Origin of the sequence: Neochlamydia sp. AcF84 (genome assembly GCF_011087585.1) — a bacterium.
GTDB lineage: Bacteria > Chlamydiota > Chlamydiia > Chlamydiales > Parachlamydiaceae > Neochlamydia.
The window spans coordinates 33,835-55,598 of the sequence record NZ_VJOT01000054.1 but is presented as its reverse complement, the minus strand read 5'-3'; the positions used below and the strand labels follow the sequence as shown (position 1 = coordinate 55,598).

The following is a 21,764-nucleotide window of genomic DNA, read 5'->3' as shown; positions in this document are numbered from 1 at the left end:
TGCAGACGTAGTTTCTTTAAAAGGTATTAAAAGTGTTTTAAATCTTTAGAGATGATAGAAGGACACTGCTAGAGTTATAAAGGGAAATCAATCAGATGTTTGCTATGAGCTTGTTCGTGAAGGGTGGGGAGGGGCATAGCTTCTGGCAAGATAATACTGTTGCATAACAAGTTCCCAGATGTATTGAGCACGAGCTATACGCCTAGCTTTTTTATCTAAATGTTGACTCCCAGGAAAATTAATCATATCTATTTCCTGTCCAAAAGATAAGTGTACTGGAGCGCATTTTGCTTGGCGTCTTTCTCCTAGTTCTTTTTCGACCCTCTGAGGAGGAGGTAATAAATCGTATGTGGACAAGCTTAAAGGATAAAAATGGGTTTTTTTTCCCGAATGCTGAGCCATTAGCCAAAACATCTCAATACTAGGAGCATCAAAAGGAGCTATTTCTACTTGACCGGTATTTATATTGGCACGGTCCCTGCCACCACTGGGGGCAACATAAATACATTTGCCTCCTTCAGCAAGCAGTTGGCTCATTTGATGCATGACACGCTGATTATAAAGAAGCTTTGCTTGTTTCTTTTCAGGAGGATTCTCAATATGCTTTTTAGAGAAAATACATAATAAGTTACATCCTTTACTAAGAGGAATGGCTAAGGGATCTGTAATGACTCGATGTCCCGCTACAAAAATCATTTCCTCTGCCAAACGAGTATGGTCTTTTTCTAACATTAGGCAAATAACTTGAGGATCAGGTTCAATTTGGTGATTAGCTAATAATATAACATTTTCTTGATTAGCTAGATGCGTTTCAATTTCTTCAATATGTTGAGCGTGGTGAATTTTAGAATGAGCAAACACAATAAGAGGGCGCATCATTTCTAATCCCAGACGATAGTAGTCATAGGGAGCGCGAATAGCACGATGATAAGGCTCAAATGAATAGGGTTGTTGGTTTTCTTGAATGACAAATTGTAGATATTGAGTGATAATGGGTTCATAAGCTGACATAGGCTTATTATTTTCAGTGACAGCTTGGGCAAAACTTAGATAAAAGCCTTCAAGAATTTCATATTGCTTGGAATCAAGGGCTTCCTCGCTTTTTAGGCTTTTCAACAGTTTCATGTAGACCATACCAAACCTCAGACATCTATTTTTTTATTATTGATCGTGGATAGGAAATGATAATCGTTAATGTGCATATTGTCATCAGTAGCAATTTGAAGGTGGGCGTTTAATTCTTCGGCCAGCTTAAATAAATACTGTTGGTCAATAACTTTTAGATATTTCTCTAGTTCAGGATGAATGATAAGTTTTAAAGCAAACTGCTGGTGGCATCCAATTACTTTTTTAAGGGCTCTCTCAATCTCGATAGAGATGCTTTCGTGCGTTTTAACAAGGCCACTGCCTCCGCAATAAGGACAGCTGCAGAAAATAGTCTGGTGTAAAGAACCTCGATTACGTTGGCGTGTCATCTCAACTAAACCAAATTCGCTCATTCCTAAAATTGTGCATTTTGCCGAATCCTCTTTCATAAATTCTTTGAGACGTTCTAAAACTCGGCGTTGATTTTTACGTAAACGCATATCGATAAAATCGCAAATGACTAATCCTCCCACGTTACGCAAGCGTAATTGACGCGCAATTTCTTCCGTAGCTTCTAAGTTGATCCTTACTAATGATTCTTCTACGTCTGTCTTGTTACTAGAGCTTCTGCCGGAATTGACATCGATCGTATGCATGGCCTCGGTACGATCGAAATAGAGATAACCTCCGCTAGGTAACCAAATTTTACGGCGTAAAGTCTTCTCTATTTCTCTCTCTACATTAAAGCGTTCAAACATCGGAATTTTATCCCGATAATATTCGATGCATAAGGCATGTTCATTGGCGTAGCGGCTATATAAGCGCTTGCATGTTTGATAAACGTTATAATCATCTATCAATATTCTTTCATACCGTTTATCGACCGCATGGATCACTGCACGCTTGATAATATCGGATTCAGCAAATAAAAGCGTGGGCTCATTGGATTTTTTAAAGTTCTCCATGATATTATTCCAGGTGTTGAGCAAATCATTAGCTTCTTCAATCAACATTTCAGGAGTGGCAATCGCACTAGCCGTGCGACAAATTAAACCCATATCTTTGGGCATTTCAAAAGCACGAATTAACTTTTTTAATCTTTCACGTACATTGCGATCTTCAATTTTACGAGAAACACCCCGGTGAATAGAGTTGGGAAGCAGGACTAGATAGCGCCCCGCGATGGAAATGTTAGAGGTTAAACGGGCACCTTTTGAGCCAATAGGCTCTTTGACCACTTGCACTAAAACATTCTGGTCAATTTTCATGACCTGTTCAATATCTAAATTTTGCTGCTGCTTATCATCTAGGGTTTTGATGTCATAATCTAAATCAAAATCCATCTCATAAACTTGCTCGAATTTTTTAGTGTTTTCAAGGATGTCAGAGATATGAATAAAACCGTTTTCCCCTTCATTAATATCAATAAAAGCAGATTGAATGTTATGAAGAATATTAGTAACTTGGCCCCGGTAGATGTTGCCTGTTAACTGTCTTTCTTTTTTTCTTTCTACGATCAAGTCATGTAGCTGGCCGTGGCGCAGATGAGCATAGCGGATTTCTTTTGATTCAATATTTAAAAGGATTTCGTCCATTGTAATTACCTATTTTGGACGAAAAGTGTTGGAGCTAAGACGTGGAATGTCTAGAGATCAATAGGCTAAGATCATTATCTTAAGCGTCTTTCATGATTATAGATGAAAAACATGCTAGCTTTGCAAAACTGTAGGGGCATCCTTGTCTGGCCATAAGCTTACCAAAGTGATCTACCAAAGACAATAAATGCCTGGATATGTGTTGAACTTTTATGGTATTAACATCCTAGCATTTAGGCTATTGAAAAAGCCCTTACACTTTTCGTAATTTAAAGGGCTATCATAGCCGATAAAGCTGTTATTAGCTAGAAAAAAGAGCGAGATAGATCATTCTAACAAGCTTCTCTTGGAAATGGATAATAAGAAATTATTCCTACAGTTTTTTAAAAAAATAATTAATTAAATCTTAAGGGTAATTTTTAGGCTAATATAAACGGAAGCGGGTGGAATTGACAGGCTTTAGCAAGTCTAGGGGAGCTAGGTTTGCTTTTTTACTGGATAAAAATCAACTCTTTGAGTAGAATTTTAAGAATGAACGAAGCATTTAAAATATATATTGAACAACTTAGAGATGGTCATGCAGAAGCTATTGTTGAAAAGCTTAGTCCTGAGTTTTTAGATATTCATGAAAAAGAGCTAAGCTTTGTTGACCCAGTGATTGTAGAAGGGGAAGCCTATCTAGCAGAAAACGATTTGGTCTTGCACTTTGACATTCAAACGTTTGCTACTCTCCCGTGTGTAATCTGCAATGAAGCGGTAAAAACACCGATAAGATTAGAAAATTTTTATCATACCGTGCCGGCAGAAGAAATAAAATCGGGAATTTACAACTTTCAGGAGATGCTAAGAGAAAATATTTTGTTGACCGCTCCTTTTTTTGCAGAATGCAATAACGGCCAATGTCCTCAGAGGGGCGAGCTTAATAAATTTTTTCGAGGTAGCGATTCTTCCGACGGTAATTCAGAGGATGAAGGGTACCATCCCTTTGCCCACTTATAAACTTTATAATTTGATGAGGAGTTAACACCCCATGGCAGTACCACGTAACCGTCATTCTAATGCCCGCAAAAATTCTAAGCGCGCGCACCATGCAAAAAAGCCTAAACAATTAGCTAATTGTTCTAACTGCCAGTCTCCTAAGCTGCCGCATGTAGTTTGTCCATCTTGTGGACAATATAATGGGCGTGTTGTTATGGCTCGAAAAGCTTAGTTTAAAGGAGAACTTGAATATTGCGCATCGGGATTGACTTAATGGGGAGCGATAGCTCGCCAACGATAATTTTTGATGCTCTTATTCAAGCGCTTAATCAATTAAATCCCTCTCTTAGGCTTATAGCTTTAGCTACTCAATCCGTTATCGACGAACATATGGCTAAAGCAAAAGCAAGTCTGCCTGCAGAAAAGTTTAATCGCTTAACTTTTTTACCTGTGGCCAATTTTGTAGAAATGGGGGAAGATCCTCTGGTTGCTCTACGCCAGAAAAAAAGATCATCGACTGCTGTAGGAATCAAGCTTCTTAAAAAAAAACAGATAGATGCCCTAGTTTCTGCCGGTAATACAGGCGCTTTAGTTGCTAGTGCTACTCTTTCTTTGCCCAAATTGCCTGGTATCACACGACCTGCCTTATTAGCAGTTTTGCCGACAAAAAATGGTTCTTTAGCTATTGTGGATGTAGGAGGCAATGTCTCTTGTAAAGCAGAGCATTTGGTAAAATATGCTTACATGGGGGCTGCCTATCAAAAATGCACGAGCGGTATAAAAACACCTAAAGTTGGGCTGCTGAATATTGGATCTGAATCTAAAAAAGGCACTTCTGTTGTTCGTAGAGCCTATCAGCTTTTAAAAGATGTCTGCCAGCGCTCTAGTGAGGGTGTTCCTTACATGGAGTTTCATGGCAATATAGAAGGGCGAGAAGTTTTCTATGGAAAGGTAGATGTATTAGTGACGGATGGATTTACAGGTAATATTCTTGTTAAAACCAGCGAAGGGCTAGCGGATTTTATTTTTGAATATTTAAGGGAGACTCAACATGGTTATCCTCTAAGCTCTTTACATGAGCCTTTAGAGTATTTACAAGCTCTTTTTTACTATGCCGAATACCAAGGAGCTCTTTTATGTGGTGTAGAAGGCCTCGTCATCAAATGCCATGGACATTCTAATACTAAAGCTTTTTTTAATAGCATTAGAGGTGTAAGCCATATGATTGAAAATAATCTTTTAATGCAAATTAGGGATGCTTTAAATTAAGCATTTGCCTGGCCCGTTTAAAATAAGGCAACGCTTTCTTTTGATAAAGCTCTTAATGGTCATGAAATTAAGAGCTTAAAAAAAAGCTTGAAAAATCTTACCGCTCATGTCTTTAGCTAAGCTTTATTCTTTTTAACGTAGCCACTAAAGAGCGTGAATCACGCTTATTGCCACTCCCCAGATGCGTAATTCCGTATCCTCAGTGATTTCAATAGGGGCATAAGCTTTGTTTTCAGCCACTAGCGTGAGCCTATCCGCTACTCGACGTAGGCGCTTGACAGTTAACTCACCATTTAAAGAAGCGATAACAATTTTTCCTTCCGAGGGCTCTATGCTTCGATCAACGACTATAATATCATTATGATGAATCCCTGCATTGATCATCGAGTCTCCACACACCTTTAAAAGGAAAGTGACATCCGGCTCTTTAATCAAAAGTTCATTTAAATCAATTCTTTTTTCGATATCTCCTTCACCTAAGGAAGGAAATCCGGCGTTAATGCGAAACTGGTAAAGAGGCAGGCGATAAAATTTATTTTGTATAAATTTTAAAATATTTTGAATCTCACTTGCTGGCACTTGAATAGCTTTAGTCTCTTCCATAAATCTTCTACTCTTAAAAAAAATAACTATTTTAATGAATGGTTATGAATCATCATGACCTTGTTGTCAATAGATTTTAGTTGCCTGGCACCTTAAGAATCAAAATGTTTCATCATCATTTATAGAGGCCTATTCCTAAACTGTAGATAAGCTGATTGATCGGTATCTATAAGAGCATTTTCGAGCATATGAGAATAATGGTCTAGATTAATGTGAGCAGGATAGGAGATAGGGGAGCCAATCGTCATATAAATTTTGGAAAAAGGTTGAGGAAGCATCATTTTATCCCAACTTTTTAATTGCCATAAGCGGTTAGCTGACCAGCTGAAAGGAAATACGGTAGCAGCTGTCTGTTTAGCTGCTAAAGCAAGACCGGGCTTGACTTGATAACGTGGCCCGCGAGGGCCATCCGGAGTAATTAAAACTATATCTGAACTATTTTTTAATCTGTTGATCATTTCCTTCAAAGCTGCATGCTTGGCATTGTGCTTAACACGGATAGTACGTCCATTTTTAAAACTATTCGCGAATAATGCTAAGGGTTCTCCGTCACGACTTTGGCTAATGAAGGCCGTATAATTAAATTGTGGAGTATAGGTTTGGAAAATAGTCGCTACCAACATCAAGCGATTATGCCAAAGCATAAGAATACAATTTCCCTGCTTAGCATGTTTACAAAATTCTTCCAGCCCTTCCAATTGAATGCGACAAGTCATCAGTAAGAGTTTTAAAAAAGTTTTGCCAGCATAAGCAAGTACACGAGGGACTAAATAATGAGAAAAATAACGTTTAATAGCTTTCATGATAATAAAGAATGGATGGCATGCGCGGCATTCTGGCTGGCAGGGGCTCCTTGGAAAAGCTCAATAATTTGCTGGCAGCCTTCTAGGCAACGCGCTCTTAAAGGGCCTGCATGAATGTTTTCTAGCTCTTTTGCGACCTTCTTAGGGGTAAAGCCTTCTGCTATAAGCTCGGGAAATAGACGTTGGCCACTGAGTATATTAACAATGCAGTAGTAAGGTAAATTCAATTTAATTATAAATTTAGCAATTAGCCAATTAAGATTAGAAAGCTGATAAACAACCACTGTAGGACAGCAATGCAGTGCTAATTCAAGGGTAACTGTCCCAGATTTGGCTATGGCACTATGACTATTACGCATCAAATCGTAGGTGTGGGCTTTATCCACAATAAAGGTATGAAGCAAGCGATGCTTCTTGAGGATTTTTTCAATAAGCGGCTTAAGGGATGCGTTAGAACAAGAGATGCCAAAAGTTGTGGAAGGATTTTCTTGTTGAAAAAGGAGAGCCGCATCTAATTGTTTGGAAAGATTACTTTTGATTTCAGCTTCCCGGCTGCCGGGAAAGATGGAAATCAACAAATGCTCGGGTGAACAAAATTGACTTTTCCAAGAAGGGGCGTAAAGGTATTGGGAAATATACTCTTGGAGGGGATTGCCCACATACTGGACTTTAAGAGAGGTAGGCTTAAAGCTTACGTTTTCAAAAGGATAAATGGTTAATAGCATATCTAATGTCTTAGCCATATGTTGGATACGCTTTTTGCCCCAAGCCCATACAGAAGGGCAGATGTAATGGACGAGCTTACCTTTATATCCTGCTTTGCGCAGAGCCTTAGCCATACGTAAATTAAAGCCTGGATAATCGATGAAAATTACTAATTCAGGATGAGTGTTTAACACATAGTCGCGTATATAATAAAATTGTTTATAAAGGCTAGGCAAAGCTTTAATGACATCCGAGAAACCCATGACAGCAAATTTTTCCATAGGCATAATGTTGACAATCCCTTCTTCTCGCAAAGCAGGGCCAGCCACTCCACTGAACCAACAGCTAGGGTATAGCTCCTTAAAAACTTTCACTAAGTGAGCACCATGCAAATCTCCACTAGGCTCTCCCGCAAAAATAAAGAGATGTGGCTTGAGATTGTCGTTACTTTTCATTAAGCCCCCACACGTTTTTCGTTCCTAGGATTCTTAGAGAGAAGCATGAGATTGCGAATATAAGGAACAATGCCTAGTGTGGGGCCTATCATATTAACCGGGTCATAGATCCGAATAAAATAAACGATTGAAAAAAAAGCTCCTAAGAGGCTAATCCACCAAAATGGAGCGCTGAGTTGACTTGTATGAGTCTTTTCAAGTTGCCACCATTGTATCCAAAAACGACAATTGAATAGAAGGAGGCCTATAAAACCAACAATATGCCAAGAAGGATGGATGAGCAAGCTATTAGAACTCCATGCATGACTAGGTAAACGTAACCAGGCCGAATTATTCTCGGCTAAGTAAAGTTGTTGAAAATAAAAAGCTAGCGTCGTTAGCACTAGAAGGCTTAGCATGATTTCTATAACCTTTGCTAGGGGTGGACGCTGAGAACTTTCTTTCATAAGATTAAGATTACGCCAGGAGATAACAGCATTTATGACTTGAACAATGCCGACATGAAATTGCATCTGGATAAAGGAATGAACAAGTAAAAGAAGGTTTCCCATTAGAGATAGCTTCCAAAAAAGAGGTGTAACTACACTTTTTCTGCAAATTTCGCTTCTAAGCCATTGAATGATAAAGCGTGCCCCAAAAGCTAAGGAGGCTATAAATCCTAGGGGATAAAAGATTTCACGCCACTGCTCGCTCATGGTAATTCTTTATTAATCTGATATTTTAGCTGACGTTTTTTCATCCAGCGTACAGCCGCAAGATCTGCAATCGTATTAAAAGATCGATTAAAAAAATTATATTTGGTTTTGCCTTTTATACGCTCGCGATGGTTAACAGCAACTTCTTGTACTACCAATCCTTCAATTTTAAAAAGGGCGGGAAGAAAACGGTGCATGCCATTGTACATTTTGATTTTATGCAAAGCAGAGGTGCGATAGATCTTCAAAGAACAACCTGTATCGCTTATGCCATCCTCGCAAATTGAACGCCGAATCAAGTTAGCTACTAGGGAGATAAGCTTTTTTGATAAAGGATCTTTACGATTGATACGTACTCCACATACCAAGTCACAATTGTTGATCGCTTCCACCAGTTTAGGAATATCTGCAGGATCATTTTGCCGATCTCCATCTAAGGTGATTACGAATTCTCCTTTGGCAGCTTTAAAACCTGCAGCAAAGGCGCTAGATTGTCCATAGTTTTCCTTAAAAACTAGCACCTTTAGATAATTTTTTTTATGCAATAAGTGAGTTAAAAGAGCAAGTGTTTGATCTGTAGAGCCATCATCTACACAAATAAGCTCCCAAGGTTTTTCTAAATCGAGCATGATGGGCTCAAGCTCTTCAATGAGCTCAACAATATTGTCCTCCTCATTTTTAAGAGGGATAACGACTGAGTATTGAATGGTCATGGATAGCTTAGGCTTTAAATGAATAAGGATGTATCATATCATCTTAAGATTTACCTAGACAAGAGGTTTTTTAATAGGGATCTAAAGTTAGGCAAACCTTGCATGATTAAGCAAAAGAGGAATAGAAAATGCTGGCCTTAAATTTGCCTTTCTCTTCATGCTTGGCAGCCTGTAAAAGAGTTTAAAATGCAGTCATAAAGTTAAAACTTTTGCTAAATTAATTTGTTTTTAATCCACTTAGCTCCCTCTTTAAAGGTAGCAGGTAAGGTTCCGTGGCCTTTGTAACCTATAGAAGAGGAAATGATTAGTTCTATAGCAGGAGAGCGGTGTCCTTGCTGGTAAGCGGCCTCGGCCAGCTGGTGGATAAAATCAAAGCAGGCATAGGTGCCAACTCTGTTGTCGCGATTGCCAATATAAAAGCGAAATTGTTTATTGACTAGCTGATCGATAAGGCTATGTAAATCCCACCTTTTTTCTAGGCTGTTTATTTTTTCTAAAGATGAAATTTTAGTCATAGGAGCAAAACCTAGGACATATTTGAGGCGCGGTTCCCGGGCAGCTAAATGGGTGGCTACAAACCCTCCACGCGAGAGCCCCCCTACAGCTATCTTCTCTTCATCTACAAAACCTTGTTGAATAAGATAATCTATATTTTTTATACAGCTTTGGAGGAAATGAGGAAAAGAATGCGAATGAGTGACCAATTGCTGTGTCCATAGGGCTAGCGCCTGATTAGGATCATATCCTTCCCCATGAAAAGGAAGCGTAAACGAATAACAGCGTATAGGAAATTTTTCTAGAAAAAGTACAGGCTGATTGTAAGGCTCTTGATAAAGACTCTCTTTCGCTGAAAGAGCAAAATAAAAGAAAGCGGGTAAAGGACCGGCAGCAAGAGGTTCTCCTTGCATATAAATGGGCAAACTCGTAGGAGAAGCTATAACCTCTTGGCGCTTCATGCCTTCTATTCCTCATTTTCCCAAGCTTTGATATCTTTTTTTTGCGTTCGAGGAGGGCGCTCGTATCGCCTCTTTTTTGGGGGATGTGAATAACGATTAACCTGCGGAGGGCGGCTTGCATTTTTGTATTGGTCTCGCCAGTATATATACGCCTCTTGTAGGTGGGGTTGTATGCTAGCACGAATTTTTAGAAAAATAAGTGAAGCTTCAAATTCTTTATTGTGAACTAGTTTTGTGCGTAAATGTCGCTTGCCAGAAAAAGGTGTGAGACGGTATTGCGTGGATAGGATAAAATTCATTACGGCGCTATGACGGCGAGGAAAATGAGAAAACGAGGAAGTAACAAATCCCTTAATGAGAGAGGATGTAAGCATCATGATCTCGCCCATATGAGGGTGACGCCCTTTGTCAAGATAGTGGGTTTTAATTTCTTGTTCTAAGATGGGGAAAAGTATATTGCTGGTTAAAAGAGAGCGATCTAGAGTCTTTTTGCTGTAAAGATTGATTTGGTCAGCAGTTGTCAAATAGCGGTAAATCTCGTTTCCTTGATGACTTTGAATAAAATGAGCTAGGCAGGGAAAAATAAGTTCTAATAGGCCAGCTTGGGTCATCAGGTGAAAGAAGGGCGAGGAGTAACCTGATTCTAGCATGCGAAAGATCTCTTCCAAAATCCTGGCAGGTGAGCTTTTAATTAACTCCTTTTTGCATGCAAGTAGAGCAGTTTGTACTTCGGGAACGACGGTAAAGTTGTAGCGAGCTTGAAATTTCAATAAGCGGATCATGCGCACAGGGTCCTGCTTGAAACGGGTAGAAGGCTCTCCAATCGTCCTTAAAACTCTTTTATGAATATCTTCCCATCCACCCACATAATCAATCACGCTATGATTACTAGGATCATAAAACAAGCCGTTAATAGTAAAATCGCGGCGTAAGACATCTTCTTCGGGGGTGCCCCATACGTTATCTTGAATGATTAGATCACTATCATTTTCTCCTGAACGAAAAGTGGCTACCTCTAAGATTTTAGGTCCAAACCGTACATGCGCCAATCGAAAACGGCGGCCAATCAAAAGGCAGCTTCTGCCGAAAAGCTGTTTAATTTGCTCGGGCTTGGCCGAGGTAGAGATATCGAAATCTTTAGGGGTTTTCTTGATAAGAAGGTCACGGACACCCCCACCTACTAAATAAGCTTTAAAGCCAGCTTCTTTCAATCGGTTGATTACATAAAGGGCATCTTTATCAATCAAGTGATGCTCGATCTCATGATCTGTCGCATGAAAAATTTTAGCTTGCAAAGGCTTTAGCTCTCCTTAATCAGCTGTTTGTAGATAATAGATTGTCGAGTTTGTTTCATTTGTCAAGCCCTTTTATGCAAGATCTTAAGGTGATAAAAAGCTTTTGCAAAGAAAATCATCCCCTCAATGATATGATATTTTAAGCCAGACCTCAGCAAAAGTCAACTTCAAACCTTATCGTTTAATAAAACTCTAAAATGAATTGAAACCCTTTACTGCTCATTTTCAAAATCAGTTTTTCTCTCTACCATGCTTTTTATTACAAAGAAAGTGTAGGATAAATGGAAAAATGTATATACTCACCTATCATTTTTCTTGATTGCCGTCTAGATTTTTGATTAATTTATAGTTTTAGGGAGAGGTTGATGACAAAGAAAAGGACGAAAGTCTTTGGAACAGACGGGGTGCGGGGACGTGCAAATTATACTCCTATGACAGTAGAGATTGCCTTAGCTTTGGGCCGAGCAGCAGGCAAGATTTTTCGACGTCACAATGGTAAACATAGGGTAGTTATTGGCAAAGATACGCGTCTATCTTGCTACATGTTTGAAAATGCTTTAATAGCTGGTTTGTGCTCCATGGGAGTAGATACCTTGATGGTAGGGCCTCTCCCTACTCCAGGGGTAGCTTTTATTACAAGAGCTTACCGTGCAGATGCTGGCATTGTTATTTCAGCTTCTCATAATTCTTATTATGACAATGGAATTAAGTTTTTCTCTTCCGAAGGCTTTAAATTACCTGATGCTTGGGAAGCTGAAATGGAAGAATTGATTACTACGAATAGTTTTGAAGATAGCCTCCCTCTTGAGTTTGATATAGGAAAAAATAGCAAAATTAACGATGCAGATGGACGGTATATAGAATTTGTAAAAGCCACCTTTCCTCGTCGCTCATCTCTTAAAAATTTAAAAATTGCTTTAGATTGTGCGAATGGTGCAGGTTATAAAGTGGCACCTTTAGTATTTAGAGAGCTTGATGCCCAGGTATTTGTGTATGGTAATAGCCCGAATGGTCTAAATATTAATGATGGTTGTGGCTCTTTACATCCTGAAACTGTGCAAAAAGCTGTGATCGATCATCGGGCAGATGTAGGCATAGCCTTAGACGGGGATGCAGATCGCGTGATTATGGTGGATGAGAATGCGCAGATTGTAGATGGAGATACTATATTAGCAATTTGTGCACGGGACTTAAAAAAACAAGGGCTTCTCAAGAATAACAAAGTGATAGCGACTGTGATGTCAAATTTTGGCTTTATCAAGGCTATGAAAGCTGAACAAATAGAAGTAGTTTGCTCGCAGGTAGGAGATCGTTATGTCCTTCAAGATATGTTGAAGCATGAGGCTAATCTAGGTGGGGAGCAAAGTGGGCATATGATCTTCTTAGACCATAATACGACTGGTGATGGACTAGTTTGTGCCCTACAAGTTTTGCGTATCATGATAGAGACCGATTCTAAGCTGTCGGATTTAGCTTTAATTGTGCAACGTTATCCTCAATCTTGCATTAATGTAAGTATTCAGTCCAAACCTCCTTTAAATGATCTTAAAAATGTGCAAGAAACTATCGCTAATGTGGAAAAAATGCTGGGTGATGCAGGTCGCGTATTAGTACGCTATTCAGGCACAGAAAATATTTGCCGAGTAATGGTAGAAGGTCCTAAGTTAAAACAAGTGCAGCAAATGGCGCTTACGATCAGCAACAGCATTAAAGATGAAATAGGATTTTCTTAGCCGACTTCAAAGGAATGATTTATGTGCGGAATATTTGCTTATATAGGTTTTAGAAACTCGCTTGAAATAGCTTTAGAGGGACTAAAGAAAATTGAATACCGTGGCTATGACTCCGCGGGCGTTGCGGGTATCAAAGAGGGACGGATTGCATCTTGCAAAGAACTAGGCAAAATATCGGCTCTGGAGAAAGAGCTGCAAGCTTGTAATTTTTGTTTAGCAGACGCTGCGATTGCGCAAACACGTTGGGCTACCCATGGAGTGCCTAGCAAGATTAATGCTCATCCCCATTTTGATACGTCACATTCCTTGGCTGTTGTGCATAATGGAATTATTGAAAATCATGAGAGCTTAAAGCAAGATTTGATTAAAAAAGGGGCTCGCTTTGTTTCTGAGACAGATACCGAAGTGGTTGCTCATCTAATTGGTAGCTTTTACCAAGGGGATTTTCTACAGGCTGTTCAGCAAGCCTCACATTTGCTAAAAGGAGCTTTTGCTCTTGCAATTATTCATAAAGATCATCCCCATCAAATCATTGCTATCGCTCAAGAATGTCCTCTAGTGATGGGTATAGGTAACAATGAAGTTTTTATTTCTTCAGACTCTAATGCTTTTTTAAATTTTACTCAGGATGTGGTTTATCTAACTAACTCTGAAATCGCGGTGGTTAGCCATAAAGAGGTAAGGATATACAATTCTGCAGGAGATGAGGTTGAAAAAAAGATTGAACGCTTGCCTGTAACAGCTAGTGATGCTCATAAAGGCCATTTTGAACATTATACTCTTAAGGAAATTAACGAGCAGCCTCAGGCCATCTTCAACGCCCTGGAAGGACGTTTTTCCGAGGAATATGGCACAGCAGTTTTTGCGGAGTTAGAGCTGGATCTGACAGAACTTTTAGCCGCCCAGCGCATTTTAATTTTAGGCTGTGGCACCTCATGGAATGCTGGTTATGCGGCTTCTTACATGATCGAGGAAAAAGCACGTATCCCTGTTGAAGTGGAAATTTCGTCTGAATTTCGTTATAAAAATCCTATAATTCTTCCCCATACTTTAGTAATTGCCATCAGCCAATCTGGAGAAACAGCAGATACTATAGCAGCCGTCAGAGAGATTAAAGCTAAAGGTGGAAAAGTAATCGCACTCTGTAATGTCGCAGGTTCCACATTGGCAAGAGAGGCAGATGCAACTCTTTTTTTAAAGTGCGGTCCTGAAATTGGTGTGTGTTCCACTAAAGCCTTCACAAGTCAATTAGTTGTACTTGCTTTATTGACCTTAAGGATGGCTAGGATGCGGCATCTAGGAAAAAATGAGGGGCAAGAATTTTTAAAAGCTTTACGGGTTTTACCCGAGCAAATTCAGTTAGTATTGGATAATGCTTATTATATAGAAAACGTCGCTAAAAAATATGCTCAGTATGAAAATTTTTTCTTTCTGGGGCGGCGCTATATGTATCCTACAGCTTTAGAAGGAGCTCTTAAGCTGAAAGAAATTTCCTACATTAATGCCAACGGTTATCCAGCAGGAGAAATAAAGCACGGACCTATTGCTTTAATTAATAGCCATTGTCCTACCGTAGCTCTTTGTCCTAATAAAACTACCTACGGTAAGCTATTGAGCAATTTGATGGAAGTAAAGGCGCGTAAAGGCCCTATCATAGCTATTGCTGAAGAAGGGGAAGATAGCTTGAAAGGAGTAGCGGATGATATTATACGCATACCCCCTACGATGGATGAACTAGCGAGCATTCCGGTTACTGTAGTTAATCAATTACTAGCTTATTATATTGCACGAGAAAGAGGGACAGATATTGATCAGCCCCGTAATCTAGCTAAATCGGTTACTGTTGAATAATCGAAAGCCTTTGTGGCTACCTTCTTGAAGCCTATTTAAGCTAGTATTAAATTATTTTTACATCTTAAAATTTAATTTTCTTGGCTCTTCGAAAGCTTTTATAGTAAAAAAATTTAATAAAAAAAGAATTTATTGTTTTTATTCCAAATTTTTCAGAATTCCCAAAACCATAGGCTTTTCTTTTAATAAGCTTAATTTTTTTGTTAACTCCTTCCACACCCCTTACTCTCTTATTAAAATCATTCAATATGTTTCCTTCCCAATTTAGTAAAGTCTTTCCAAATTTGCAATATCCTGTGGCTTTATGTCTAACTGTATTTAACACCCATGCGGACAGTTCCTCGCTGTCTGTTTGCTTATTATCATTTAAATCATTAAATAAGCTTCTAAACGGTTCTTTAAGCTTATGAATGTAATCTCCCTGATAAACTTTTTTGATTAGCTCGGTGAGTTGCGCGAAGTTGCTTGAATTTGATTGGCTATAAAATGCCTGGATTCTTCAAACCTAGTGGAAGAAGAAGGATCAAGGGATAAAGAAATTGCAAAGCCAGAATGTTTTTTTGTTTTTTTCGCGCTTGGCTAAGCTGCCTACTATAAAAATCGATTAATCGGTCAGAACTTATAAAGCAAATTTTGGCAAAGTGTGGCTAAAATAATCGTTCATTAATATAAACAATTTTCCTTCAAAAAAGCAATGGATTGGGCATGAATCAGTTGATATTTAAAGTAGGCTATTGAATTTTAGAAAATGAAAGACTATATCTTTACAATAAATCAAAAAATTTTAATTTATGGTAAATAATATGACCTATTTTCTTTAATTCCTAATATAAGAATACCTGAAGAAGTGCAATTAAAAATTTTTAGCTTTCTAGATGAAAAAGAATTAACGATGGCAGCCCTTGTTAATAAACATTGGCAGCGAATGACCCAAGATCTTTCTTTATGGCGGCCTATTTGCCAACGACGCTGGAAAAACCTTAGCCACTCTTCTTTCCCAGGAAAAAACTGGCGAAAAATCTGTAAGAAAAGAGTGCGGATGTCAAAAACGATGAGGCTAACGAAAGGCGAATATTCAAATTTTTTTGATGGGTCTAGATTATTTAATGTTTGAAATGTTCTATTGAACTTTAACTATTAAATCGCTAGTATTTTATAATAAATAAAAACAAATTTAAAGTTATGGTAAATAACGTGACCCCGCTTTCTTTAATTCCTCATATAAGAATACCTGAAGAAGTGCAATTAAAGATTCTTAGTCTTCTAGATGAAAAAGATTTACCGATGGCAGCCCTTGTTAATAAACATTGGCAGCGAATGACCCAAGATCCTTCTTTATGGCGGCCTATTTGCCAACGACGCTGGAAAAACCTTAGCTATTCTTCTTCTCCAGGGAAAAACTGGCGAAAAATCTATAAGAAAAGAGTGCAGATGGCGCAAACGATGAGGCTAACGAAAGGCGAGCATTCAAAAAATGAATGCAAACAGACTATTTACAAATTACCTAATTTTTCAGGAAAAATTCTTGCACTTAAAAGAGAAAAACAATTCGCTTTTATAAAAGCTACAGCAGGTACAGCGCAAATCTATCATCTGGGCGAAAAAAGTTGTCAGCTAGTATATGAGAATGTAAAAGAGGAAAGTTCTCGCCTGATTCATTATCAAGAAGGCCATATTATTCAAGTGACGCAAGAGGGGCAGCTCTATCGTTGGAAAGTTAATGAGGCTTTTCCCCAAACTTCTCTCTGTTACCTTGGAAACTTTGAAAATGCTTACTTGGCTCAAAACCATTTATTTTTAGTTAATCCTCATCAAACGCAATTTAAAATTGTGGATGTACGCACAGGCTTAAGCTACCATAAAAGCACCTGTGCACCGATCAGTTTTATCCTCTGCCGAAATAATCAAGCTTTAATCCACTGTCTAGATGGTAGCCTTCACTTTATTAAGGATATAGAAAACTCTTTTTCTATGAACTTGATAGCATTGGAAGGCACTTTTAAAATTCCTCTTAATCAAGAACTCTGCCAGTTTGATGAAGAGCGCGTCATTGTTTTATGTGAAAATGATTTACACAGAAGAGGCCATGTATGGGATGCTTCTAATGGGAAAAAAAAGGTAGAATTTACCTTGGAACCTCGACCTATGGAAAAACGTTGGGACACGAAGTCAGTTCTAACAACCTGTAGTTATGATGGCAAGCGCTTAGCAGTAGGACTAAGTATAGGTTTTGTTTTAACTTATAATTTTGATGATGGAAATTTTTTAACTCAATCAAATCTAGGCTGCTTAGCGCCTGTGCGTTTTCTTGCCTTAGATGAAAACTATTTCCTTGCCTCTACTTTTCATCCTGAATTCAAATGCTTCAAACTTTATCAACATACTCCTATTATAGAGTGTTGCGGAGCATTCTGGCCTTTGCCGCCTAGAGAATATCCATTGGTAGATTCTAATACTATCCATGCTAGCTACGATGGCCGCAAACTACTCTTTTGTGATGAACATGGATGGCTGCATCTATGGGACTTTGCTCATTTACAAGGAAAGGAGCCTGTTTTAGTCGCTCCTCCCGATGCTTAGGAAAGCTATTTGTTTACCTGAAGCGTTTGGCTAATTAAAATAGATTGCAACTGTTCATAAGAGCGATAAGAGGAATATTTTCCTTGCATTATTTCTTGGCTAAGCTTCTCGGTAAGTTGAGAAGTTGATTGAAGCTGCTCATCTATAAAATGTCTAGATTCTTCGAGCTTAGCGAAAGAAGAGGGGTCAATGGGGGAAGAAATTGAAGAGCCGAAATATGTTTATATGTAGGCTAAACGGTTTCTAAATTCTGCTTGTATGAGTCGATCGTCTGGAGCTCTTAGTGCAGCTCTTTTCTCCTGTAAAGCTGAAAGGCTTTCCTTATCTTTTTTTAATTTTTCCCGAACTTTCCCCAGCTCCTCAGACATTTTTTGATAGCTTTTATGCTTTTTTTCTATTCCCGGAAAATGTGGTGAAGTTGGGTCCATTGAAAGAATCCAATCCTCCTGCGTGGTAAGTTCATATTCCTTCAGCTTGTTAACAAATTTTCTAGTGACCTCTTCTTTCTGATGTATGGCGCTTTCAAGACGCTGAATTTTTTCGTCTATCGGTCCATAAATTTCTTTTTGTTGCTGTTGATAGACTTCATATTTATTTCTGAATGCTTGGAAATCCTGCGGAAAACTTGCAAGCAATCCTTTCATGTCTTCTAAATTAGGAATGACAAGGGGAAGAGAGTGAGAATCATTTAAGGTAGAAATGCTATCTAATAACTCAGGGATAAGTAGAGCTAAAAAATTATTTATGTTTTCAAGATTCTTAAACTTTTCGTCCAGAGAAGCTCCCGCTTTAGTTGTTAAGTAGAGATTATTATCCCAAAGGAGCTTATTAAATGCTTGCATGCTTTGTTCTAAATCTTTAAGCGTGTTGAGTTTTTCATCGGTCTGCATTAAGCTTTGAACCAATTCTCTTTCAATTTCTCTACCTACATGCACTGTAGCCGCTATCGGCGTCAAGCTTGTTCCTGATGAAACCAGTCGTAATTGTTCTCTGGCAAAATTACGAACATTTCTTTCAATGATATCATCTACTCTGTTAAGGGTAGCGGGAGCTATTATGGTATGATTATTTAAATAGTAAAATTTACTTTGTTCATTGAATAAGGAACGGGAAAGAGGCTCGGGAAAAAATTTGCTCCATAATTTGTTAACGGCTTCCTCTGCTCCTACCTTCTTATCTATAATTTGCTTTAAAGTTTCTTGAAGATCTTCTCCAGGGATGCCAAGAGCCAATAATTTTAAGATTAAAGGAGAAGAAATATTTTCTTTTTCCTCTCTTTCTTGGCGCGCAGCTACAAGGACTTCTCGCTTTAATTTTTCTAAGTAATTGTCCTTAATTTCTGGAAACAATGAATGATGGCAAGCCTCTGTACCATGCCTCTCAGAACCCTGATGGAGTTGAAATTTTGCTCCATGGGTTTCAATGTGACTTCGCGATTGAAAGAAAGTTACCGATAGATGAAAAAAAAGTAGTAACCGTGCTTCAGCATGCATCTTCACGGCAGAGGATAATTCACTAGCTGGGGTGCCCTCTTGTCCATTATTATACCTATCCATCTCCTTTATCAGCTGTTGAAGATGAGAAAATTTAAGCCAATCCTCTTGCCTGGCCGTCCTGGTTAAGCTAGGAATGAGTTCATGGACATTGAGGACAACTTGACGGTTAGTGGCAGGGTTGCTATCTAAAGGACCTGCAGGTCTGAGTTGCAAAGAAAAAATTTCTTTAGCAAAATGAAAAATTGCCAAAGAATCTTTATCCCCTTCTTCCATTCTCAGGTAAGTATAAAGATGAGCTTTAAACTGCGGATTTGCTTCAATTTCTTCCTTAACTCGATTTACAAAAAGTGTAGTTACTCTTTTGTTTAATTGTTTCTCTTCTCCTTTCTCTTCATCTTCTCTAGCCCTTTTTAAGTTCTTTATCTGTAAAAACTCAGAAGATGAAGAAGAATTAGGACCTATAGGATTATTCATCAGACGCTCCTTTTTCTTATATGGAATTAGATTTTTAGTGATTCGCTCTAGGTAGTGCAATTTTCATGCCAATTGCTTGAGGAGAGAGAAAATGCTCTTCGAAAGAAGAAGGTTAAAAGAGGTCTAAAGATGATCAATTCCCCTTAAGCTTCCACGCTTTAAAGGAGAGAAAAAGTTGCTTAATGAGGAGTAGGAAAAAGAGCTTAAGGAGGGTTAAATATTAATCTAGCTACTTTATTAGCCAATTTAATCACCTCTTATGAGGCGAGTAGCCAATGGAAGATCCTAGCGTATGCAAAGATCTTAAGGGGGGATAAGATAACCTAAGAAAAAATGTATTTTTAAGATCTATAGCGAAGGAAAGCAAAAAAAGCATTTTCCTTATTAAGAGATTAATAGAGTACTCTTTAGGTTTTAAGGAGGAAAAATAGATAGAATATGCCAGGCTTGTTTTCTTTATTTTCTCTAGCTGGGTTGTTGATTTTAACGCTAAAGGAATAGAGTTTATCAAAGGAAAAAAGATAAAAGGTGAACAGTATCGTAAAAGAGACCGACGAAAAATAAAGTTAAGATAACCGGTGGTTACATTAGCTTTTTGTAAAGCGGAGCATAAAAGGCACTTGCGATCTAGCTTATTGTCCTGGTGAGGCCCTTCTATGCGATAGGGCCAAAGCTGGGGGCAACGTCCGGGCAAGAAAGGAATGCTTTAGAGTTTCTAAAGAAAAATTGGGGCAGGGAAGGCTAGAAGGCGACAAGCTACACAAGCTAGTATCTACATATAGCGCTTCGTTATTTAACATTAACTTTTTTTATAGCCTCCGCTATGCTTTCAATCCGTCAAATGAAAAAAATTTTCCTAGAGTTCATATGAAATACCTTCTAAAAATATAAAATTTCATTCAATTGTATATTTCTTAGGAATTATTGCTTTTATGGCTTCTATCTTGAATTTTTGAAAGTTCCTCTCTATACTCGCACCTAATTTAACTTATTTAAGAAGATGAGCCCATGAACAATACTGCAAGTTTACTTAAAGGCGCCTTATTAGTAGCAGGAACCTCTATCGGAGGGGGAATGCTTGCTCTACCCGTAGCCACAAGCTTAGGCGGCTTCGTTCCCTCTTTACTTACTTATTTTTTTTGTTGGGTTTTCATGGCCTGTACTGGCTTATTATTCCTTGAAGTTTCTACTTGGATGAAGGGGGAAGCTAATATTGTGACTATGGCCTACACTACTTTGGGAAGTTTAGGCAAATGGGCAGCATGGATCATTTATCTATTTTTATTTTACTGCCTCAATTTAGCTTATATAGTAGGGTGTGGAAATCTGGTTTCTCAGCTCTTAGTCAATATTGTTCCTGCTCATTATGGCTCTTTGCTGTTCGTGCTTTTATTTAGCCCTTTTGTTTATGCTGGCGCTCAAGTAATTAGCCATTTAAATATCATGCTCATGGGTGGATTAGCTATGTTTTATGCTGCTTTTGTGATGCTAGGAGCTCCCCATGTAAACTCCCAACATCTATTCTATCAAGACTGGTCCCTAGCCGTTGTAGGTTTGCCTATTGCTTTTACTGCATTTGCCTACCAAGGAATTATCCCTACTTTAGTGCAATATATGCATAGCGATATACGTTTAACACGCTTAGCTATTTTGATAGGTAGTTTTATTCCCTTGATAACTTATATGATTTGGCAGTGGTTAATTCAAGGTATTGTGCCGACTTTCGGCTCAGGAGGATTAATAGAGACCCTACAAAAAGGAGAAAATGCTGTAGTTCCGCTTAAGCATTTTTTAGGCACTCCTGCTGTCTATATCATTGGCCAATTTTTCGCTTTTTTTGCTTTAGTAACTTCATTTTTTGGGGTGACTTTAGGATTGCTAGATTTTCTTGCCGATGGATTGCAATTAAAAAAGAACAGCGCAAATAAACTCTTTATTTGCTTAGCTATTTTTGTTCCCCCTCTATTGATTTCCTATAGCCATCCTCATATTTTTTTAGAAGCCTTAGATTATGCCGGAGGATATGGTTGTGCTCTTTTGTTGGGCTTATTACCTGTCTTAATGGTGTGGGTAGGACGGTATGTGCGTGGATTTAAAGGAGCGTATATTTTTCCGGGTGGGCGTATAGCTTTGGTTTTTCTCTTTATGTTTGTCCTATTTGAAATAGCCTGTGAAAGCTATATTAAGTTTATAAAATGAAAGCTAGATATTAGCATTTTTTTAAATGCTTTCCTTAACTTTTAAGGATGATGAGAAGAGGGATAGCGGTAAGAGCGCTGAGGCGTAAGTTTAGAGGGATCATAAGGAGGAGTGCGAGCAGTAGGCTGGCGCCCATGGCGCCTTGGGCGCCGTGGTTGAGTGTAGGAATAGATTTTTAAATTTTTGCCTATGCGGTCATACGCTTCCGAAGGATAAGGAATAAAAAAAGAAAGGAAGGATAATAGATAAACTAATCTTCTATTTTTCATTTAGCCCTT

The 21,764-nt window shown here is 38.4% G+C and carries 19 protein-coding genes; 8 read left to right on the top strand and 11 right to left on the bottom strand.

Annotation, left to right across the window (positions count from 1 at the left end):
- Positions 1 to 102 precede the first annotated feature (102 nt).
- Together NEOC84_RS06380 and NEOC84_RS06375 are read right to left on the bottom strand one after the other, a co-directional pair.
- Positions 103 to 1,125 (bottom strand): 1-acyl-sn-glycerol-3-phosphate acyltransferase, encoded by a 1,023-nt coding sequence (locus NEOC84_RS06380; protein ID WP_242678219.1) that lies wholly within the window; start codon positions 1,123 to 1,125, stop codon positions 103 to 105.
- 17 nt (positions 1,126 to 1,142) lie between these two features.
- Positions 1,143 to 2,681 (bottom strand): Rne/Rng family ribonuclease, encoded by a 1,539-nt coding sequence (locus NEOC84_RS06375; protein WP_166156867.1) that lies wholly within the window; start codon positions 2,679 to 2,681, stop codon positions 1,143 to 1,145.
- Positions 2,682 to 3,212: 531 nt separating this feature from the next.
- Here NEOC84_RS06375 and NEOC84_RS06370 point away from each other — a divergent pair.
- From NEOC84_RS06370 to plsX, 3 genes are read left to right on the top strand one after another with little or no spacing between them, the layout of a single operon-like run.
- On the top strand, positions 3,213 to 3,680 hold the full coding sequence (locus NEOC84_RS06370) for a hypothetical protein (RefSeq protein ID WP_166156864.1): 468 nt from the start codon (positions 3,213 to 3,215) through the stop codon (positions 3,678 to 3,680).
- A gap of 31 nt (positions 3,681 to 3,711) precedes the next feature.
- Positions 3,712 to 3,891, top strand: a complete 180-nt coding sequence (rpmF, locus tag NEOC84_RS06365; RefSeq protein ID WP_039386081.1) for a 50S ribosomal protein L32 — start codon at positions 3,712 to 3,714, stop codon at positions 3,889 to 3,891.
- Between the two features lie 20 nt (positions 3,892 to 3,911).
- Positions 3,912 to 4,928 (top strand): phosphate acyltransferase PlsX, encoded by a 1,017-nt coding sequence (gene plsX, locus NEOC84_RS06360; protein ID WP_166156861.1) that lies wholly within the window; start codon positions 3,912 to 3,914, stop codon positions 4,926 to 4,928.
- Between the two features lie 144 nt (positions 4,929 to 5,072).
- Here the strand turns inward: plsX and umuD are convergent, their stop codons facing one another.
- The 7 genes from umuD to pcnB form a co-directional block, all read right to left on the bottom strand.
- Positions 5,073 to 5,531, bottom strand: a complete 459-nt coding sequence (umuD, locus tag NEOC84_RS06355) for a translesion error-prone DNA polymerase V autoproteolytic subunit (protein ID WP_166156858.1) — start codon at positions 5,529 to 5,531, stop codon at positions 5,073 to 5,075.
- A 119-nt stretch (positions 5,532 to 5,650) separates the two neighbouring features.
- Positions 5,651 to 6,334 carry a lysophospholipid acyltransferase family protein gene (locus NEOC84_RS06350; protein WP_166156855.1) on the bottom strand — a complete coding sequence of 228 codons (684 nt, stop codon included), beginning with the start codon at positions 6,332 to 6,334 and terminating at the stop codon, positions 5,651 to 5,653.
- On the bottom strand, positions 6,331 to 7,494 hold the full coding sequence (gene lpxB, locus NEOC84_RS06345; RefSeq protein WP_166156852.1) for a lipid-A-disaccharide synthase: 1,164 nt from the start codon (positions 7,492 to 7,494) through the stop codon (positions 6,331 to 6,333). The genes NEOC84_RS06350 and lpxB overlap by 4 nt, the downstream gene beginning before the upstream one ends.
- Complete coding sequence (locus tag NEOC84_RS06340) at positions 7,494 to 8,189, bottom strand: lipid-A-disaccharide synthase N-terminal domain-containing protein (RefSeq protein ID WP_166156849.1); 696 nt, start codon at positions 8,187 to 8,189, stop codon at positions 7,494 to 7,496. Before NEOC84_RS06340 ends, lpxB begins: the two co-directional genes overlap by 1 nt.
- Positions 8,186 to 8,902 carry a glycosyltransferase gene (locus NEOC84_RS06335; RefSeq protein ID WP_166156846.1) on the bottom strand — a complete coding sequence of 239 codons (717 nt, stop codon included), beginning with the start codon at positions 8,900 to 8,902 and terminating at the stop codon, positions 8,186 to 8,188. Before NEOC84_RS06335 ends, NEOC84_RS06340 begins: the two co-directional genes overlap by 4 nt.
- Positions 8,903 to 9,114: 212 nt before the next feature.
- Positions 9,115 to 9,858: a prolyl oligopeptidase family serine peptidase gene (locus tag NEOC84_RS06330; protein ID WP_166156843.1), complete on the bottom strand. Its 744-nt coding sequence runs from the start codon at positions 9,856 to 9,858 to the stop codon at positions 9,115 to 9,117.
- A 5-nt stretch (positions 9,859 to 9,863) separates the two neighbouring features.
- Entirely contained in the window at positions 9,864 to 11,153 is a 1,290-nt protein-coding gene (gene pcnB, locus NEOC84_RS06325; RefSeq protein ID WP_166156840.1) for a polynucleotide adenylyltransferase PcnB, read from the bottom strand.
- 365 nt (positions 11,154 to 11,518) lie between these two features.
- Here pcnB and glmM point away from each other — a divergent pair, with 365 nt between their 5' ends.
- The 4 genes from glmM (at position 11,519) to NEOC84_RS06300 (ending at position 17,317) form a co-directional block, all read left to right on the top strand.
- Positions 11,519 to 12,886 carry a phosphoglucosamine mutase gene (glmM, locus tag NEOC84_RS06320; RefSeq protein ID WP_166156836.1) on the top strand — a complete coding sequence of 456 codons (1,368 nt, stop codon included), beginning with the start codon at positions 11,519 to 11,521 and terminating at the stop codon, positions 12,884 to 12,886.
- 21 nt (positions 12,887 to 12,907) lie between these two features.
- Positions 12,908 to 14,737, top strand: a complete 1,830-nt coding sequence (glmS, locus tag NEOC84_RS06315; protein ID WP_166156833.1) for a glutamine--fructose-6-phosphate transaminase (isomerizing) — start codon at positions 12,908 to 12,910, stop codon at positions 14,735 to 14,737.
- An 820-nt stretch (positions 14,738 to 15,557) separates the two neighbouring features.
- Positions 15,558 to 15,851 carry an F-box protein gene (locus NEOC84_RS06305; RefSeq protein ID WP_347566660.1) on the top strand — a complete coding sequence of 98 codons (294 nt, stop codon included), beginning with the start codon at positions 15,558 to 15,560 and terminating at the stop codon, positions 15,849 to 15,851.
- Between the two features lie 80 nt (positions 15,852 to 15,931).
- Positions 15,932 to 17,317 carry an F-box-like domain-containing protein gene (locus NEOC84_RS06300; protein WP_166156827.1) on the top strand — a complete coding sequence of 462 codons (1,386 nt, stop codon included), beginning with the start codon at positions 15,932 to 15,934 and terminating at the stop codon, positions 17,315 to 17,317.
- 221 nt (positions 17,318 to 17,538) lie between these two features.
- Here the strand turns inward: NEOC84_RS06300 and NEOC84_RS06295 are convergent, their stop codons facing one another.
- Entirely contained in the window at positions 17,539 to 19,287 is a 1,749-nt protein-coding gene (locus tag NEOC84_RS06295; RefSeq protein ID WP_166156824.1) for a hypothetical protein, read from the bottom strand.
- A gap of 1,008 nt (positions 19,288 to 20,295) precedes the next feature.
- Between NEOC84_RS06295 and NEOC84_RS06290 the strand changes: the two genes are divergently transcribed.
- Positions 20,296 to 21,486, top strand: a complete 1,191-nt coding sequence (locus NEOC84_RS06290) for an aromatic amino acid transport family protein (protein WP_166156821.1) — start codon at positions 20,296 to 20,298, stop codon at positions 21,484 to 21,486.
- Positions 21,487 to 21,527: 41 nt separating this feature from the next.
- On the opposite strand, the gene NEOC84_RS06285 is transcribed toward NEOC84_RS06290, so the two are convergent.
- The gene (locus NEOC84_RS06285; protein ID WP_166156819.1) at positions 21,528 to 21,755 is read right to left on the bottom strand and encodes a hypothetical protein; all 228 of its coding nucleotides are present in this window, start codon (positions 21,753 to 21,755) and stop codon (positions 21,528 to 21,530) included.
- Positions 21,756 to 21,764: the final 9 nt, after the last annotated feature.

Excerpts from the sequence above, each read along its gene's own strand:
- NEOC84_RS06380 (WP_242678219.1), bottom strand. The coding sequence starts at position 1,125 with ATGAAACTGTTGAAAAGCCTAAAAAGCGAGGAAGCCCTTGATTCCAAG.
- NEOC84_RS06375 (WP_166156867.1), bottom strand. The coding sequence starts at position 2,681 with ATGGACGAAATCCTTTTAAATATTGAATCAAAAGAAATCCGCTATGCT.
- NEOC84_RS06370 (WP_166156864.1), top strand. The coding sequence starts at position 3,213 with ATGAACGAAGCATTTAAAATATATATTGAACAACTTAGAGATGGTCAT.
- rpmF (WP_039386081.1), top strand. The coding sequence starts at position 3,712 with ATGGCAGTACCACGTAACCGTCATTCTAATGCCCGCAAAAATTCTAAG.
- umuD (WP_166156858.1), bottom strand. The coding sequence starts at position 5,531 with ATGGAAGAGACTAAAGCTATTCAAGTGCCAGCAAGTGAGATTCAAAAT.
- NEOC84_RS06350 (WP_166156855.1), bottom strand. The coding sequence starts at position 6,334 with ATGAAAGCTATTAAACGTTATTTTTCTCATTATTTAGTCCCTCGTGTA.
- lpxB (WP_166156852.1), bottom strand. The coding sequence starts at position 7,494 with ATGAAAAGTAACGACAATCTCAAGCCACATCTCTTTATTTTTGCGGGA.
- NEOC84_RS06340 (WP_166156849.1), bottom strand. The coding sequence starts at position 8,189 with ATGAGCGAGCAGTGGCGTGAAATCTTTTATCCCCTAGGATTTATAGCC.
- NEOC84_RS06335 (WP_166156846.1), bottom strand. The coding sequence starts at position 8,902 with ATGACCATTCAATACTCAGTCGTTATCCCTCTTAAAAATGAGGAGGAC.
- NEOC84_RS06330 (WP_166156843.1), bottom strand. The coding sequence starts at position 9,858 with ATGAAGCGCCAAGAGGTTATAGCTTCTCCTACGAGTTTGCCCATTTAT.
- glmM (WP_166156836.1), top strand. The coding sequence starts at position 11,519 with ATGACAAAGAAAAGGACGAAAGTCTTTGGAACAGACGGGGTGCGGGGA.
- glmS (WP_166156833.1), top strand. The coding sequence starts at position 12,908 with ATGTGCGGAATATTTGCTTATATAGGTTTTAGAAACTCGCTTGAAATA.
- NEOC84_RS06295 (WP_166156824.1), bottom strand. The coding sequence starts at position 19,287 with ATGAATAATCCTATAGGTCCTAATTCTTCTTCATCTTCTGAGTTTTTA.
- NEOC84_RS06290 (WP_166156821.1), top strand. The coding sequence starts at position 20,296 with ATGAACAATACTGCAAGTTTACTTAAAGGCGCCTTATTAGTAGCAGGA.
- NEOC84_RS06285 (WP_166156819.1), bottom strand. The coding sequence starts at position 21,755 with ATGAAAAATAGAAGATTAGTTTATCTATTATCCTTCCTTTCTTTTTTT.